Source organism: Stenotrophomonas sp. EMP41, from assembly GCF_047495535.1.
In the GTDB taxonomy this organism is placed as follows: domain Bacteria; phylum Pseudomonadota; class Gammaproteobacteria; order Xanthomonadales; family Xanthomonadaceae; genus Stenotrophomonas; species Stenotrophomonas sepilia.
Genome location: NZ_CP179923.1, coordinates 1,463,641 through 1,478,996 on the forward strand (window position 1 = coordinate 1,463,641; position 15,356 = coordinate 1,478,996).

The window sequence follows — 15,356 nt, forward strand, 5'->3', positions numbered from 1 at the left end:
GAGAAGAGGGTGGCGGACGATGCGTGGCTGCAAACCGGGACGAAGTAGTGCCATGACCGGTGGGTCCGAAGACCCCCACGCACCGCCCGCCATACAGGCCGACGGATTGCCCGCCGGCACCGGTTAAGGACGGTGCCGACGGGCAAGCGTAAACAACAGGCACAACAATCGTCGCGGGTTTGCAGACCCGGAGCCACCCGTTGTCGGTGGCACGTCATGTTGGTTACGCAGTCGCTTCGAATGCCAATAGAAATTCGCGAAGGAATCGCTGAATCCGAGAGCGAAGAACTATTGTTGCACGCACCAATCGTGCAACACGCGACGCCAGCAGACGCATTCGTGCAGTTATTCTGTTGATGACGAATCAAAGTGGCGCAATCGCCCACGCCACAAGCGAATAGCGCGACAGCCATCTTTACAACAGTTCTTAATCCGCACCGAGTGGCAACGGCGCCCGATCAGCCGCACACCCCGAAAATCGGTTCAAACCCGACACTGTCAACAAGCTCGCAGCTTCAACCAACGCCATCCTCACCCGCATTCCCCACCAGCAACTCAATCATCGCCCGCGCCGCCGCCGACTGCCGCCGATGCGGCGCATAGATCACCGAGAACGGCCGCGACCGCCCGCGCAGCTCCGGCAGCACTTCCACCAACTGCCCACGCTGCAACCGCTCGCGCACGATGAACTCATAGCTCTGGCAGATGCCGATGCCCTGTTCGGCCAGCGACACCACGCCCAGCACATCGTCGGAAGTCTCGATGGACGAACGCGGCAGCCAGTCCACGTCGCGCCCGTCGTCGCGGAAGATCCACGGCGCGAGCCGCCCGGTGCGCGGCATCACGAAGGGCAGGCACAGGTGCTGCTGCAGGTCGTCCAGCGTCTGCGGCGTGCCGCGGCGCTGCAGGTAGTCCGGCGCGGCCACCAGTAGAAGTGGGGCATCTTCCAGCTTGCGCGCCACCAGCCCGCTGTCCGGCAGCTGGCCCAGGCGGATGGCCAGGTCGAAGCCTTCGGCCACTAGGTCCACGTTGCGGTTGGTGATGTTCAGTTCCACCTGCACCTGCGGGTACTGCTGCGCAAAGCGCGCCAGCACGGGCGGCAGCCGATAGTGGCCATAGGTGGTGGGCACGCTCAGGCGCACGCGGCCGGCCAGCGCACCGTCCTGGGCCAGTACGTCGCGCTCGGCGTCGTCCAGCAGGCCGAAGGCGGTGCGCACCTGTTCCCGATAGAGCCGCCCGGCGTCGGTCAGGCCCACGCGGCGGGTGGTCCGCTGCAGCAGCTGCCGGCCCAGCCGCGCTTCCAGGCGAGTGACCGCGCGGCTCAGCACCGAAGGCGTGGTGGACAGCGCCACCGCGCCGGCCGTGAACGAGCCGTGCTCGACCACCGCCAGGAACACCTCCACATCGCCCAGGTAGTCGAACTTGCGGCTCATTTGGCTCTCCGGGGAACAGATGTTTTGCGATGGGGTCAATTTATCGCCGCTGGGGCGATGAATAAAGTGGCCGCCATTCCCCGATAGGAGCTCCCCATGAACCTGATGACCCGGCTGGCCGCAGCGCTGGCCCTGACCTTGGCCGCCAGCGGCGTGCAGGCCGCCAACGTGCTGGTGGTGTTGTCCGACGAAAACCACCTGGACCTGAAGGACGGCAAGGTGCTGTCCACCGGCTTCTATCTCAATGAGCTGATGCAGCCGGTCAAGCTGCTGCTGGACGCCGGCCACGAGGTGACCTTCGCCACGCCGCAGGGGCGGGCGCCGACGGTGGATGCGTCCTCGGTGACGCCGGCGTACTTCGGCAACGATGCGGCGCAGCTGACGCTGCACAAGGAGCTGCTGGAGAAGCTGGCGCTGACCTCGCCAACGGCCTCGCCGGTGGTCAGCCTGGCGCGTGTGGAGCAACAGGGCTACGCGCGCTTCGATGCGGTCTACATTCCCGGTGGCCACGCACCGATGCAGGACCTGCTGAAGAGCCCGGCGCTGGGCCGGCTGCTGGCCGACTTCCACCAGCGCAACAAGACCACCGCGCTGGTCTGTCACGGTCCGATCGCGCTGCTGTCCACGTTGCCGGATGCGGCGGGGTTCGTGGCGAAGCTGGAGGCGGGTGCGACGCCGGCCACGCCGAAGTGGATCTACAGCGGCTACCAGATGACGGTGATCAGCAACCAGGAAGAAGCGCAGGCCAAGCCGATGCTGGGCGGCGGTGAGATGAAGTTCTACCCGCAGACCGCGCTGCAGCGGGCGGGTGCGACGTTCAGCAGTAACACCACACCGTGGACCGGGCATGTGGTGGTGGACCGCGAGCTGATTACCGGGCAGAACCCGGCTTCGGCGCTGGAGGTGGGGCAGCGGTTGGTGGAGCGGTTGAAGTAAGGCGGTTTCTGCATCGCATGCGGTGCCGTGGCACCATGGTGGGCTGGCCTCGTCCTTCCGGGCGGGGCCGTTTTCCAAGGGAAGCCCTCGAACACGACATGCGAACGTCCTTCTTCATTCTCTCCGCCCTGTGCCTTGGCCTGCTGTCCGGCTGTGCCAGTGGCCCGGAGGAGCACGCCTCAAGCCGCGAGATCACCAGTGCGTTCGTGGCCGACGACGGCCAGCTGTACCTGCTGCCGCGCTATGACGAGCCGATGCGCTTCAATGCCGCGCCGTTCCGCGAGTACCGGGCGCTGATGGACAGCCCGCTGCGCGAGGCGGTGGCCTGCGCGCAGATGTACTTCCATGAAGACTGGCGCGACCCGGCCAACAAGGCCAAGGTGCATGGCAGCTATGCGCTGCTGCTGCGGCCGGAGCAGGTGACGGCGGAACAGGCCGCGCAGTTCAAGCTGGAGCGGATTGAGGTCGCCCCGCGTGAGGCCAAGGCCGTGGAGGAGCGGGCGCGCTACTACCTGCCGATGGACCGGACCCGCTACGCGCTGGCGTTTGACCGGGCCTGCAATCTTTCAAGGAAGGGCGGCAGCTATTACAGCGCGCTGTTCGAGGGCGACGGCGAGCAGGTGCAGTTGCCGGATGCTGCGGCACTGGCGGAGAAGGGGAAGCTGGCACAGCCGATCAATGCGCGGGCGCAGCGGATCCTGCCGGAGAGGGAGGACAAGCCGGGTGTGGGTTCGGCGGCGGGCAAGGTGCTGGGCGCGGCGCTGGTTCCTGTGGCGGTTCCGGTGTTTGTGTTGAGCCTGCCGTTCCTGGGGCCGGATCATTGGAAGTGAAAAGGCGTTGAGGGAGAGTCATCCACGCGTGGCGTGGATCTACTTGGGTATCGCCTGAAAGTTCATCCTGGAGATCTGTGTGCCCAGCACGCTGGAAACTGTTTTGAAGACTGTAGGTTTCATTGTCCTCGCGGCACTTCCTTTGGTGATCCTCTGGTTCACCCTTCGGCGAATGTCAGCAGCTGCTCGCTCGTCTGTGAAATCGGGGTTGCGTTTGCATGCCCCTCGCCGGATTTCCCGCACGTCCATGACCTTGGTGATGGTGGATGGCAAAGAGGATCGCGAGCACTACTTCTTTGATACAGAATCCTTTTACCTGCGGCGGGGCCCGGTGCCCACGGCGGTTCCGCTCTCGCAGATCACCTCAGTCACACGAACGTCTGACAGGATCTACGGGCGCTATGTCTGGCAGGTGTGCTTCAGCAAAGCATCGGGCAGAAAGTGCGTGACGTTCACCAACAACCTGACGCTGTTCAATCGGGATTTCCTGCTGTTCCTTGAGGCCGTGCGGAAGGCCAATCCGCTGGCGACCGTTGATCGGGCGGGCATCCGCTTCTAACGGTGGGCCGACATGGGGCGCCAGTTAAAGGGAGTTGGCCCGTGTAGGTACACTGGCGGCCAATACCCAATGGAAGCGCGCCCATGTTCTCTGGAAAGGTTGCGGTGGTCACCGGCTCCACCAGTGGTATCGGTCTAGGCATTGCCACGGCGCTGGCGCGGCAGGGCGCCGACATCGTGCTGAACGGCTTCGGCGATGCGGCGGAGATCGAACGCATCCGTACCGGCCTGGAAACCGAGTTCGGCGTGCGGGTGGCGCATGACGGTGCCGATCTGTCGCGGGGCGACGCGGTGCGCGAGATGATCGACCGCGCGGTTGCGACGATGGGGCGCATCGATATCCTGGTGAACAATGCCGGCATCCAGCACACCGCGTCGATCGAGGAATTCCCCGTCGAGAAGTGGGATGCAATCCTGGCGCTGAACCTGTCGGCGGTGTTCCATGCAACGGCGGCGGCGTTGCCGCACATGAAGCAGCAGGGCGCCGGCCGCATCATCAACATTGCGTCGGTACACGGCCTGGTGGGCTCGGTGAACAAGTCGGCCTATGTGGCGGCCAAGCATGGCGTGGTCGGCTTCACCAAGGTGACCGCGCTTGAGAATGCGGGCACCGGCATCACCGCAAACGCGATCTGCCCGGGCTGGGTGCGAACGGCGCTGGTCGAGCAGCAGATCACCGCGTTGGCGGAGAAGGAAGGCACGGATCAGGAGTCCGCCGCCCGCGCGCTGCTTGCCGAGAAGCAGCCTTCGCTGCAGTTCGTGACGCCCGAGCAACTGGGCGAGATGGTGGTGTTCCTGGCTTCGGGCGCGGCGGCACAGATCACCGGCACGGCGCTGCCGGTGGATGGAGGCTGGACGGCGCGCTAGCTGGCCGACACGGGAAGACCTGCCAACAGGGCGTCCCAATCGGCGACAAAGCAGCCGTTGCGGCCGCGGTTGCACTCGGTGATCCATGCATCCAGCGACGCGCTTTGTGCGCGGTAGGCGCTGACGTCGCCCAGTACGGCGAAGCGCAGGCGGTAGTTCACCAGCATCTGCAGCCACTGCCCGGCCATGCCGGAGCGCAGCTCGAAGAAGTCCGCCAAAAGGCGTTGCACCGGCACGGCGATCCACTCGGCCTGGTGCCCGAGGGCATCGCCGACCAGATCGCGCAGGGCGCTGGCATCGAGCATCGGGCCCTGCGGGTCGACGCGCAGGATGCGGGTGGTGCCGATGTGTTCCAAGTGTGGGTGCATGGCGCTCTGAAGTCCGTGTCGTCCTCCCAGTATGTCCATGGAAGAGGGCGACGGCGAGCGGTTGCAGCATGAATCTGGCGAACGAACGCGCTAGGCTGCGCCCGGCGCCTGCGCGACGCGGGTTCACTGCAATGGGGACGGGCATGGAAGGGTGGAAGAGTCGTTCGTTGTTGAGCGCGGTGCTGGTGTGTTCGGTTCTTCCGGCTGCAGCCGGCGAGTTATGCACGGCCAGCGCCTACGGTGACGGCCAGGGCAGCGTCGTGGTGCTGGGCGCACCCGCTACGGCGCCGGCCACGGGCCAGCGCTATCTGATGCTGGACGGGCGACGTGGCGCCACCGGCGATGCCAACGCGCCGGTGAGCTGCAGCGGCGACGTGGTCAGCGTCAGCTCGCCTGCGGGGGCCACGCAGCGCTGGCAGCGCCTGCCGACCCGTGATACCGATGCAACTTTCATCAGTGCGGGGACCAAGCTGGTCGGGCAGTTGATTGAACCGGCCGGCCCGGCCGACCCCAAACGTCCGCTGGTGGTGCTGGTGCATGGCTCGGAACGCACGACGGCGGTGGCGGCCATCTACCAGCGGATGCTGGTGGCGCAGGGGATTTCGGTGTTCGCCTACCAGAAGCGTGGCACCGGCGATTCGGAAGGGGAGTACACGCAGAACTTCGAGCTGCTGGCCGACGATGCGGCGGCGGCGCTTGCCAAGGCGCGCGAACTGGCGAGAGGCCGGTTCGGCCGCGCCGGCTACTTTGGTGGCAGCCAGGGCGGCTGGATCGCCCCGCTGGCGGCGACGCGCTCGCAGGCGGATTTCGTGGCGATCGGGTTCGGGCTGGTGGTGTCGCCCATCGAGGAGGACCGCGAGCAGTTGTTCGACGAGGCGCAGCGCCTGCAACTGGATGCGACGGCCATGAAGCAGGTCGGCCAGCTGTCGGACGCCACGGCGCAGCTGATGCGCACGCATTTCAGTGAAGGGTTCGAAGCGCTGGCCAGGGTGCGTAGCCAGATCGGTGCCGCGCCATGGGCGAAGACGATCAACGGCGAATACAGCGGTGACATGCTGCGCATGAGCGACGCCGACCTGCGCCGGATCGGTCGCGCGCGCTTCGACAACCTGGAGCTGATCTGGGACTACGACGCCGAGGCCGCGCTGCGGCGACTGAAGGTGCCGTTGCTGTGGGTGCTGGCCGAACAGGACCGGGCGGCACCGATTGCGGCCACCCGCAGCATCCTGTCGCGCCTGCGCGCGTCGGGGCAGCCGATCGAGACCTACCTGTTCCCGGATACCGATCACGGCATGGTCGAGTTCCGCACCGATGCCGAGGGCAACCGCGTGTCGACGCGGATCACCGACGGCTATCTGCGCCTGCTGGCTGATTGGGTCAAGCAGGATGTGCACGGGCAATACGGGCGCGCGCGCAGAGTGAGCGATTGAGCGGCCAGGGAGCGCTGGCGGCGGATGGCGCTCCGCCGCCGATTGCGGCACGACTCAGCTCGGCTTCGCAAACACATCCAACCCCTTGCCTGTCTCCAACAACGACTTCAGGCTGGACAGCACGATCGGCCAGCCCTGGCGGATGCCGGTGTCCATGCCACTGCCGGGTTCAAGCTCGTCGTGGGTAACCGTCAGCCGCACCATGTCCTGGTAGGGCACGATCTCGAAGGTGACGCGGCTGTAGGCATCCGGGTGGTCGGCCTGCGAGGCGGCGGCCCAGGTGATGACCAGCCGCGAGGGCGGGGTGCTTTCCACCACTTCGCCGACCAGTTCGACCGAGCGCGTTTCGTTTGCGCGCACGTGCTGCCAGCGCGAGCCGGGTTTCCAGTCTGAGACGTTCTCATGGCCCCAGTAGCGGCGGGCGATCTCGGGGCGGGTGATGGCCTCGAACACCTTCTGCGGCGTGGAGGCGATATAGATCACGTGGATGAAGCGGGTAGTCTCTGCGGACATCGTCATTCTCCTTCCAGTTCGCGTTTCAGGTCATGCAGCAGGCTCAGGCGCTGCTGCTCGAACTTGCGTACCCAGCGCTCATAGACTTCATGCAGTGGCACCGGGTTGATGAAGTGCAGCTTTTCGCGACCACGGCGCACGGTGCTGATCAGGTTGGCGTCTTCCAACAGGCCCAGGTGCTGGGTGACCGATTGCCGGGCCATGTCCAGGTGTTCGCACAGCTGGCCCAGGGTCTGGCCGTTGTCTGCGCAGAGCAGATCCAGCAGGGTTCTGCGCGTGGGGTCGGCCAGGGCCTTGAACACCTTGTCTGCATTCATGCGGGACGTCTTCAGTTCCAGTTGTCGATCCTGACGTCGTGCGGGTTGGGTTGGCCCTTGCCCGTCTCCAGCAGTGCCTTCAGGCTCATCAGGAACACCGCCCACTTGGTGCTGCAGTGGGAGGTGAACTCGACGCGTTCCTTCCAACCTTCGTGGGTGAACAGCACGATGCAGTAGTCGCCTTCCTGCTTCAGCGCGAAGCGCACGTGGGTATCGATCCATTCGGCAGGACCGGCGAGGAACTGCCAGAGCACGCGCTCGCCGGGAATGAGCTGTTCCAGCTTCATTTCCATGGCGCCGATTTCCTGGCCGTTGTTGGTGAAACGCACCTTGACGGTGCCGCCGACGTTGCGGTCGCCGTGGGTGTCTTCAGCCCACCAGGCCGCCACGCCTTCGGGGGTGGCCAGGGCCTGGTACACCTGGCTTACGGGGGCCTTGATGCCGACCCTGTGTGCGATATCCACCATTGCAGGTTCCTCGCCACGGGCCGGCAGGCGCCGCCCTTGGATGGACTATATGCAGGTAAATGCCTGCATGGCAAATCCCGCCACGAACGCCCGGGTTTGGTAGTGCCGGCCGCTGGCCGGCATCCCGGTGGAGTCAGGGGCGTGCAGTTGCCGGCCAGCGGCCGGCACTACCAGATGCTGCCGACCTCGCAGCGGGGAGTTGACAGTGGGCCAACCTACTAGTAGGTTGGCGGCATGAAAGAGTCGCTCTCGCCCAAGGCCCAGGAGATCCTGGCCCACGCCCGTGCGCTGCTGGAAGCGGGTGGCTACAACGGCTTCAGCTACGCCGACGTGTCGGCGCGGGTGAACATCAGCAAGGCCAGCATCCATCACCACTTCCCCAGCAAGGCGGACCTGGTGCGCACGGTGGTTGAGCTGTACCGGGCCGAGGCGCGCGAGGGCCTGGCGCTGCTGGATCGCCAGCTCGACGACCCGCTGCAGGAACTCAACGCGTATGTGGAGTACTGGTCCAGCTGTATTGCCGGGGGGACGTCTTCGTTCTGCATCTGCGCGATGCTGGCAGCCGAGGCGCCGATGATTCCGCCGGAAATTGCCGAGGAAGTGCGTGGACATTTCGAGGACCTGAGCGGCTGGCTGGCCCTCACCCTGGAAAAGGGTGCGGCGCTTGGGCAACTGCGCCTGCAGGGTTCAGCGGCGGACGAGGCCAAGGCCTTCATGTCATCGGTGCACGGCGCGATGCTGGCCGCGCGCGGTTTCGGTGACGCGGCGACCTTCGCTGCGCTGGCACGGCTGGCCATCGCGCGGGTGAGCGCGGCGACCTGAGCGATGTGTGGTGAGCCTGCGGCGACGCGGGCCTTCTTTTTGAGTCCAATGCCTACCTACTAGTAGGTTCATACTGTTCCGGAGATATCCCCATGTCGCACCCTCTGTCCACGCTTGGCGTGATCCATACCGCTGTCAGCCTGATCCCGGTGTTGAGCGGCCTGTATGCCTTCATTCGCCATCGCGCGATCGACCCTGCCACACGTTCCGGCAAGTTTTACCTGCTCGGACTGGTGCTGTCGGTGGCCACGTCGTTCACCGTGTCCAGCACGGGTGGGATCAACCCCGGCCACGCGTTCGGGGTGGTCGTGCTGCTGGTGGCATTTGGCGGCGTGCTGGCCGCTCGGCTGCGCTGGCTGGGGCGCGCCGCGCGCTACCTGTCGACCTTCGCACTGTCGTTCAGCTTCCTGCTGTCGCTGGTGCCGGGCGTCAATGAAACGCTGACCCGCCTGCCGGCCGCGCACCCGATTGCGGCGGCGCCGATGGCCCCGGTGGTGCTGCACACGCTGCTGGGATTGGCGGTGGTGTTTGTGATCGGCTTCGCCGCGCAGTGCTGGAGGCTGCGAAACCGTGGCTTGGCAGGACGATCCTGAGACGCCGCCGGTCACCCCTGCGTCGCAAGTGCGCCCAGCAGTGCCACCGGTTCGATCAGTGCAGCCGAGCGCGCCGGGTCAAGTCGAATGTGCCCGCCGCAGAAGCCGAACGATCGGCCTGCGGCACGCTCGGGGACGCGTGCGGTCGCGTCGGGCGCCTCGATCTCCAGCACTTCGTCCACGGCCAGCGCCAGTGTTGCGGTGCCGGCGTTGATCAACAGCATGGCCGGGCTGCCACCCTCGAATGCCGGTTGGCCGGTCATGCGGCGCAGGTCGACGACGGGTAACGGTTGCCCACGGACCTCCAGGGTCGGTCTGCCATGGTGGTCTGCAGGGCCGAATCTCTCCGGACCGCGAATCTCGACCGCAGCCTGGACGTCGATGGCGAACAGGACGGTGCCTGCACGCACGACGATGATCTCGAACAGGTCGGCAGGCGATGCGCGTGTTTCCGTTGCAGGGTGGGCGGGTACGGGCATGCGATGGGCGTGGCGCAGACGATGGGAAGGGGGATCTGGATGATGACGCCTGAACGCAACGTGCGGCCGCGTCGGCGTGCGCGTGCAAGGCGACGGTTCAGTGTGTATCAGGCGTTTGCGCGTGTCGCGCCGACGGTGCCGACGCGTGGAAAATGCGGACGCAGCAGGCCGACGAGCTGGTCCATGCCCGGGATGGCGTGGCCGAACTCGTCCCAGCGCGCATTCACCAGGCCGGATACCACGATCTGTCCGGTCTCGATGCAGGTCATCGCCCAGTAGGGTACGGCGCGTGCGCCGATTGCCATGTCCAGCACGGGGGCGATGGCGGCGTGCGAACGGCTGTCCTGGATACGGCGCCTGACCGCCGCCAGGCCGTCGGGCGGGCCTTCGATGTATTGGAAAAACCGCTGCCCGTCGACGATCAGCGCACCGGTAATGTCCACCCGGCGATTGAACGCGGCAGATTGCGAGATGATCTGGCGGAGGGCTTGATTGGACAGCCCAGCCGACATGCGGCTGGAGTAAGCAAATGCATGGAGCATGGAAGGGGCTTCTTGTGACGCATGTCACTATACGCACGCAAGCCCGCACCGTCGTGAGGCTTTGCTCACGCCACGCCTGGCACAGCGCACCGGGTCAACAGCCCACCAGGCGGTCGGCACCGAGACCGCTGCGGTGCTGGTTGCGGTACTCGGCAGGACTGGCGTCGACCTGGCCGCGGAAGTGCCGGCGGAACGACTCCTGCGAACCAAAGCCGGCCTGCTCGGCAATCCACTGCAGCGGCCGATCAGTGGTTTCCAGCAGCTCGCGGGCGAACGCAACGCGCTCGCGGATCAGCCAGTCGATCGGCGAAAGGCCGGTGGCCTCCAGGAACTGCCGCTGCAGGGTGCGCTGGCTCAGGGCCGCCTGCTCGGCGAGGCTGCCGAGCGAGTGCGGCTCGCGCAGGTTGTGGCGCATCCATTCCATCAGTTTCGCCAGCCGCGTGGGCTCGCCGTTGGGAATGGCACGGCTGACGCGCTGGCTGCGCCCGGCGTCGCGCCACGGCGCCAGCACCAGCCGTTCGGCAACCAGGTTGGCCACGCGCGCGCCGTAATCCTTGCGCACCATGTGCAGCATCATGTCCATGCCGGTGGCCGAGCCGGCCGAAGTGATGATGCTGCCGGTATCCACGTACAGCACATCCTCGCGGACGTCGATGCGCGGGAAGTCGCGTGCGAGTGCTTCGGTGAGGCGCCAGTGCGTGGTGGCCTGGCGGCCATCGAGCAGCCCGGCCCAGGCCAGCACGAAGGCGCCGGAGCAGATCGAGGTGATGCGCGCGCCACGGGCATGCGCACGGACGAGTGCATCGAGCAGCGCCTGTGGCGGGCGTTCGCTGGGCTCGCGCCAGCCGGGGATGACGATGATGTCGGCGTCATCGACCGTGCTGAGATCGTAGGGCAGCTGCACCTGCGCATTACCGAGCATGCGCAGCGCGCCGGGCTCGCCTGCGCACAGCTGGGTGCGGTACCAGGCCACGCCCAGTTCCGGCCGCACCGGTGCGAACAGGCCAACCGCGCAGCCGAACTCGAACAGCCCCTGGCCGTGGCAGGCAACGATGGCGACGAGCGGTGCGCTGGGATCGGCGGGTGGGCTGGGCATGGCTTGATGCTACGGGTGGCGGTGCGTGGCGCTGAGTGCTGCGCGGGCATGAGGTGATGCCGGGCAGGCATATGGAGCGGTCGCTCCCTTCCTGTAGACCCGCGCCCACGCTCGGCTCAGTGCCGGCGGGGGGATGCATCTGACGCCGTCGCGAAGAGCAGCCGAGCGTGGGCTCGGCCCTGCAGGCAGCAGCGCACCGGTGCGGCCGTCTAACGTCATTACCAGCTGTCATGTGGGTGGCCGGATGTTACGGCAGGGTGACGCGATCCCGCCTGTTGCCGCGGGTGAACAGGCCCTTGAATGGAAGCGTGTTTCCGGCCCACTCCCACGAGCCCCCATGCCTGCTGCCCATGCCCCTGTGCTGAACACTCTCGCCGTCGTGATCGCCTCCGTTCTGGCCGCATCGCCTGGCCACGCGGCTGAAGCCGATGCCGATCCCGCTGCGACCGCCGCGACAGCCAACGTGGCTGCGTCCACGCTGGATGCGGTGGTCGTTACCGGGTCGCGCACCAGCACGCGCACGGTGAAGAACAGCTCCACACCGATCGATGTGATTTCCGCAGAGGATCTTGCTGCAACCGGCCAGGGCAACCTGCTGGAAGCATTGCAGCGCAGCCTGCCGTCGCTGAGCCAGATCGGTGGCTACCAGAGCGACCAGGAGAGCCTGATCCGTGGCTACCAGCTGCGCAATCTGTCGCCGGGTTACACGCTGGTGCTGGTGAACGGCAAGCGCCGCAATGCCAGTGCCTATGTGAGCGGTGCCAACGGCGGCGGCTTCCCGGGCCATGCCTGGGCCGACCTGGCGCTGATTCCTGTCTCGGCCATCGACCATGTGGAAGTGCTGCGCGATGGCGCGTCGGCCATCTATGGTTCGGACGCGATCACCGGCGTGGTCAACGTGATCCTGAAGTCGCAGGCGCACGGTGGCGAGCTCGCCGTGGAAAGCGGGCAGAGCATTGATGGCGATGGCTCGCGCACCAGCGTGCGTGCCAACGTGGGTCTGCCGTGGGGCGCCGATGGCTTCGTCAACCTGTCTGGCGAGACCACGCGGCAGCACCACGCGATCCGTACCCGCCGTTACATCGATGGCTATCTGAGCTATCCGGCGGTGGATGCCAACGGTAACCTGGTCGCACTGCGTCCGAACAACCGGTTGCCGGCCGGCGCATCGCCGAACCCGGCCGAGGCCAGCCGCGATGCCGAGGCCAACACCATCCTCAGTTCGCCATCGTATGCGTTGAAGGCGTTTGCGGTGAACGTGGGCCATGGCCTGGGCGACAGCGCGCAGTTCTACGCCAATGCCACCGCCAGTGATCGCACCGCGCAGGCGATCCAGAACTTCCGCCTGCCGGCGACCATCTTCACCACCTACAAGGCGCCGGGCGTGCTGAGCGTATTTCCCGATGGCTTCCTGCCGGTGCTGGAAACCAAGGAGAAGCAGTACACAGGTACTGCAGGTGTGAAAGGCCAGATCGTAGGTTGGGACTACGACGCCAGCCTGACCGGCAACCGCAGCACGGTGCGCACGTATACCCGCAATTCGGTGAACTACTCGCTGCCGTACCCCGGTTCGCCCACCGATTTCTATGATGGCAAGCTGGACTACCAGCAGGGCATCGCCAACCTGGACCTGCGACGTGGCTTCGAGGTGGCGGCATTCGCTTCGCCGCTGGAAGTGAGCGCCGGCGCCGAGTACCAGCATGAACAGTACGAGCGCGGGGCAGGGCAGTGGGAGTCGTACACCGGCTTCGGTGCCGCCGCCTTCGTCGGCTATTCGACTGCCGATGCGGTGAAGGCTACTCGCAACAGCAAGGCAGTGTACGTGGGTGCGGCCACCAACATCACCTCGCGCTGGTACCTGGATGCCGCCGCGCGCTGGGAAGACCATTCCGACTTCGGCAGCGTTTCCACCGGTCGCCTGACCACGCGCTTCGACTTCACTGACGCGCTGGGCGTGCGCGCCACGGCCAGCAACGGCTTCCATGCCCCCAGCCTGGGCGCGCAGTTCTACCAGGCCACCGGCAGCTGCCCGTGCGGGACCACGCTGGTGGCGCAGGTGTCTTCGCCGGCGGCGATTGCGTTGGGTGCCACACCGCTGAAGCCGGAAAAGGCCACCAACTACAGCCTGGGCGTGACCTGGGATCCGAGCCCGGCGTTCCACTTGGCAGTGGATGCGTACCAGATCGACATCCGTGGCCAGCTCGGCCAGTCCAGCCAGGTCGGCTACAACGCGCAGGATCCAGCGCGCATCACCGACAACAGCGGCACGGTGCTGACTGCGGCGCAGAAGAACACCATCGATGCGCTGCTGGGTTCGGCCGGCATCAGCATCCTGCCGGGTGATGCGTTCTACGCCAGCTACTTCACCAATGTGGGCAATACCCGCACACGCGGTGTCGAGCTGACCCTGGAAGCGAACCAGCAAACGGCGTGGGGCAAGCTGCGCTGGAGCTATGCGGCCAACGTCGGCCGCACCACGATCCGGAAGGTCAGTGATATTCCGGCGGCGCTGCAGGGGCTGCCCAACATCAACCTGCTGACCAAGAGCAGCGAATACGCGCTGCGCTTCCGCACGCCCCGCTATACGCAGGTGGCCGGGCTGGGCTGGCAGAACGGGCGCTGGCGCTCGAATGTCGACGTTACCTACTACGGCCCGATCAAGCGCCTGAACAACGGCGTGGAGTACAAGCAGCCGCCGGTGCTGGTGACCAACCTGTCCGGTGCCGTGGAGCTGGGTGCGGGCTGGAGCGCGGCGCTGGGCATCAACAACGTGTTCGACAAGCGCACCCGCAGGGTGCCGGAGTACGCGCGCAGTGCTACCGATGTGGCCAGCATCGAGACGACGTGGGATTCGGGCGACGTGCTGAGCCGGATCGGGACGTTCTGGTACGGGCGGATCAATTACCGGTTCTGATGTGGAGGAGCCGAGCATGGCGCGGCTCTACAAAACGCGAAAGGCGGCCGGACAGGGTCCGGCATCATCGAGGAGCAGTTCATGTCTTCTGCATTGAGGGTGGTTGCAGTGGTGGGGTCACCGACCAGCTCGGCGACGTCGCGCACGTTGCTGCTGGTGCGGCATCTGTTGGCGTCGCTGCAGCAGCGGGTGCACGCCAGCGTGGAGCTGCTGGAGCTGGCGCCGATCGCGCGCTCAGTGGGGCAGTCGCTGTCGCGCAGTGAAGTGGAGCCGGCGGTGGAACAGGCGCTGCAGACCATCGAGACCGCCGAACTGCTGGTGGTCGCCGCGCCGGTGCATCGCGGTTCGTACCCAGGGCTGTTCAAGCACCTGGTCGACTTCATCGAGCTGGAGGCGCTGGTGGATACACCGGTGCTGCTGGCGGCGACCGGTGGCAGCGAGCGTCATGCACTGGTGATCGACCACCAGTTGCGGCCATTGTTCAGTTTCCTGCAGGCCCACACGCTGCCGATCGGGGTGTATGCCACACCGGCTGACTTCGATGGCGAGCACATCAACAGTGCAGCGTTGCAGGCCCGCATCGCGCTGGCGACCGAGCGGGCGGCCGGGCATCTGGCTGCGCAGGCGCTGGCAGCACCTGCGCCGCTGCGACGCATCGCCTGATGCCATAACCGGCGGCGCTTTGCTTATGGCCAAGGCGCATCTGCGTGGCCGGATCTGACCGCCGATTGTCGCCTGGCACCGCCACCGCAAGCACCGGCATCCCTAGCATCGAAATCGAAGCGGCACCGCATTGCCGGCCCAGATGAGGACCCCCCAATGACGCTCGACGCAGCAAGCAAACCCATCCTGTTCCTGCTCGACCGCGAGTTCGAGGATGGCCAGATTCCTGGCCAGCGCTTCTTCTGCCGGCACAGCCTGCTGCTGGAAGGGGCGCTGTCGAGCATCGACGGCCTCGACGCGCAGCTGGACGTACGTCGCATCGGCTTCGCACGACCACGTCGCGAGGTGATCGCGGAGATTGGCGAGCAGGACCAGTCGCTGCCGAAGCTGGTGCTGCCGCAGGGCGTGCACAGCGCGCTGGCCAGTGGTGCCCACCAGGATCGCCAGTACGTTTCCGGTGCCGAGCCGATCCTGGCGGCGCTGAACGGATTGCTTGGCATCCCCGTGGCCCATCCCTGAGCGAGGACA

General features: G+C 66.2%; 18 protein-coding genes. 10 read left to right on the plus strand and 8 right to left on the minus strand.

Features of this window, described 5'->3' with window-relative positions; genetic code table 11:
- Window positions 1-515: 515 nt before the first annotated feature.
- On the minus strand, window positions 516-1,433 hold the full coding sequence (locus tag ACMGRF_RS06690; RefSeq protein WP_414485731.1) for a LysR family transcriptional regulator: 918 nt from the start codon (window positions 1,431-1,433) through the stop codon (window positions 516-518).
- Window positions 1,434-1,529: 96 nt separating this feature from the next.
- On the opposite strand from ACMGRF_RS06690, the gene ACMGRF_RS06695 reads away from it, so the two are divergent.
- The 4 genes from ACMGRF_RS06695 to ACMGRF_RS06710 all read left to right on the plus strand — a co-directional run bounded on the left by ACMGRF_RS06695 (window position 1,530) and on the right by ACMGRF_RS06710 (window position 4,624).
- The gene (locus tag ACMGRF_RS06695; RefSeq protein ID WP_414485733.1) at window positions 1,530-2,369 is read left to right on the plus strand and encodes a type 1 glutamine amidotransferase domain-containing protein; all 840 of its coding nucleotides are present in this window, start codon (window positions 1,530-1,532) and stop codon (window positions 2,367-2,369) included.
- A 98-nt stretch (window positions 2,370-2,467) separates the two neighbouring features.
- A complete protein-coding gene (locus tag ACMGRF_RS06700; protein WP_414485734.1) occupies window positions 2,468-3,199 on the plus strand; it encodes a hypothetical protein in 732 nt (243 codons plus the stop codon).
- 79 nt (window positions 3,200-3,278) lie between these two features.
- Entirely contained in the window at window positions 3,279-3,758 is a 480-nt protein-coding gene (locus ACMGRF_RS06705) for a hypothetical protein (protein WP_414485735.1), read from the plus strand.
- Between the two features lie 83 nt (window positions 3,759-3,841).
- Window positions 3,842-4,624 (plus strand): 3-hydroxybutyrate dehydrogenase, encoded by a 783-nt coding sequence (locus ACMGRF_RS06710; RefSeq protein WP_414485736.1) that lies wholly within the window; start codon window positions 3,842-3,844, stop codon window positions 4,622-4,624.
- Here ACMGRF_RS06710 and ACMGRF_RS06715 read toward each other — a convergent pair.
- Entirely contained in the window at window positions 4,621-4,992 is a 372-nt protein-coding gene (locus ACMGRF_RS06715) for a DUF4180 domain-containing protein (protein ID WP_414485737.1), read from the minus strand. The two genes, ACMGRF_RS06710 and ACMGRF_RS06715, sit on opposite strands and share 4 nt — an antisense overlap.
- Before the next feature lie 143 nt (window positions 4,993-5,135).
- Here ACMGRF_RS06715 and ACMGRF_RS06720 point away from each other — a divergent pair, with 143 nt between their 5' ends.
- Window positions 5,136-6,422 carry an alpha/beta hydrolase family protein gene (locus tag ACMGRF_RS06720; RefSeq protein WP_414485738.1) on the plus strand — a complete coding sequence of 429 codons (1,287 nt, stop codon included), beginning with the start codon at window positions 5,136-5,138 and terminating at the stop codon, window positions 6,420-6,422.
- Window positions 6,423-6,476: 54 nt separating this feature from the next.
- On the opposite strand, the gene ACMGRF_RS06725 is transcribed toward ACMGRF_RS06720, so the two are convergent.
- Genes ACMGRF_RS06725 through ACMGRF_RS06735 form a run of 3 tightly spaced genes read right to left on the minus strand, consistent with a single transcriptional unit; the run spans window position 6,477 to window position 7,719 of the window.
- Entirely contained in the window at window positions 6,477-6,935 is a 459-nt protein-coding gene (locus tag ACMGRF_RS06725) for an SRPBCC family protein (protein ID WP_414485740.1), read from the minus strand.
- Window positions 6,936-6,937: 2 nt separating this feature from the next.
- The gene (locus ACMGRF_RS06730) at window positions 6,938-7,252 is read right to left on the minus strand and encodes an ArsR/SmtB family transcription factor (protein ID WP_010484635.1); all 315 of its coding nucleotides are present in this window, start codon (window positions 7,250-7,252) and stop codon (window positions 6,938-6,940) included.
- A gap of 11 nt (window positions 7,253-7,263) precedes the next feature.
- On the minus strand, window positions 7,264-7,719 hold the full coding sequence (locus ACMGRF_RS06735; RefSeq protein ID WP_414485741.1) for an SRPBCC family protein: 456 nt from the start codon (window positions 7,717-7,719) through the stop codon (window positions 7,264-7,266).
- A 234-nt stretch (window positions 7,720-7,953) separates the two neighbouring features.
- Here ACMGRF_RS06735 and ACMGRF_RS06740 point away from each other — a divergent pair, with 234 nt between their 5' ends.
- The gene (locus ACMGRF_RS06740) at window positions 7,954-8,541 is read left to right on the plus strand and encodes a TetR/AcrR family transcriptional regulator (RefSeq protein ID WP_049471236.1); all 588 of its coding nucleotides are present in this window, start codon (window positions 7,954-7,956) and stop codon (window positions 8,539-8,541) included.
- 92 nt (window positions 8,542-8,633) lie between these two features.
- Complete coding sequence (locus ACMGRF_RS06745; RefSeq protein ID WP_414485742.1) at window positions 8,634-9,134, plus strand: hypothetical protein; 501 nt, start codon at window positions 8,634-8,636, stop codon at window positions 9,132-9,134.
- 11 nt (window positions 9,135-9,145) lie between these two features.
- Here the strand turns inward: ACMGRF_RS06745 and ACMGRF_RS06750 are convergent, their stop codons facing one another.
- From ACMGRF_RS06750 to ftrA, 3 genes are all read right to left on the minus strand, one after another.
- Complete coding sequence (locus tag ACMGRF_RS06750) at window positions 9,146-9,613, minus strand: chemotaxis protein CheW (protein WP_099495142.1); 468 nt, start codon at window positions 9,611-9,613, stop codon at window positions 9,146-9,148.
- Between the two features lie 107 nt (window positions 9,614-9,720).
- On the minus strand, window positions 9,721-10,155 hold the full coding sequence (locus ACMGRF_RS06755) for a BLUF domain-containing protein (RefSeq protein WP_049438695.1): 435 nt from the start codon (window positions 10,153-10,155) through the stop codon (window positions 9,721-9,723).
- A gap of 94 nt (window positions 10,156-10,249) precedes the next feature.
- Complete coding sequence (gene ftrA / locus ACMGRF_RS06760; RefSeq protein ID WP_111096163.1) at window positions 10,250-11,251, minus strand: transcriptional regulator FtrA; 1,002 nt, start codon at window positions 11,249-11,251, stop codon at window positions 10,250-10,252.
- A 337-nt stretch (window positions 11,252-11,588) separates the two neighbouring features.
- Here ftrA and ACMGRF_RS06765 point away from each other — a divergent pair, with 337 nt between their 5' ends.
- The 3 genes from ACMGRF_RS06765 (at window position 11,589) to ACMGRF_RS06775 (ending at window position 15,347) form a co-directional block, all read left to right on the plus strand.
- Window positions 11,589-14,165 (plus strand): TonB-dependent receptor plug domain-containing protein, encoded by a 2,577-nt coding sequence (locus ACMGRF_RS06765; protein ID WP_414485743.1) that lies wholly within the window; start codon window positions 11,589-11,591, stop codon window positions 14,163-14,165.
- 81 nt (window positions 14,166-14,246) lie between these two features.
- Window positions 14,247-14,828 (plus strand): FMN reductase, encoded by a 582-nt coding sequence (msuE, locus tag ACMGRF_RS06770; protein WP_099487389.1) that lies wholly within the window; start codon window positions 14,247-14,249, stop codon window positions 14,826-14,828.
- Window positions 14,829-14,984: 156 nt separating this feature from the next.
- On the plus strand, window positions 14,985-15,347 hold the full coding sequence (locus tag ACMGRF_RS06775; RefSeq protein ID WP_049413843.1) for a DUF3088 family protein: 363 nt from the start codon (window positions 14,985-14,987) through the stop codon (window positions 15,345-15,347).
- The last annotated feature ends 9 nt before the right edge of the window (window positions 15,348-15,356 follow it).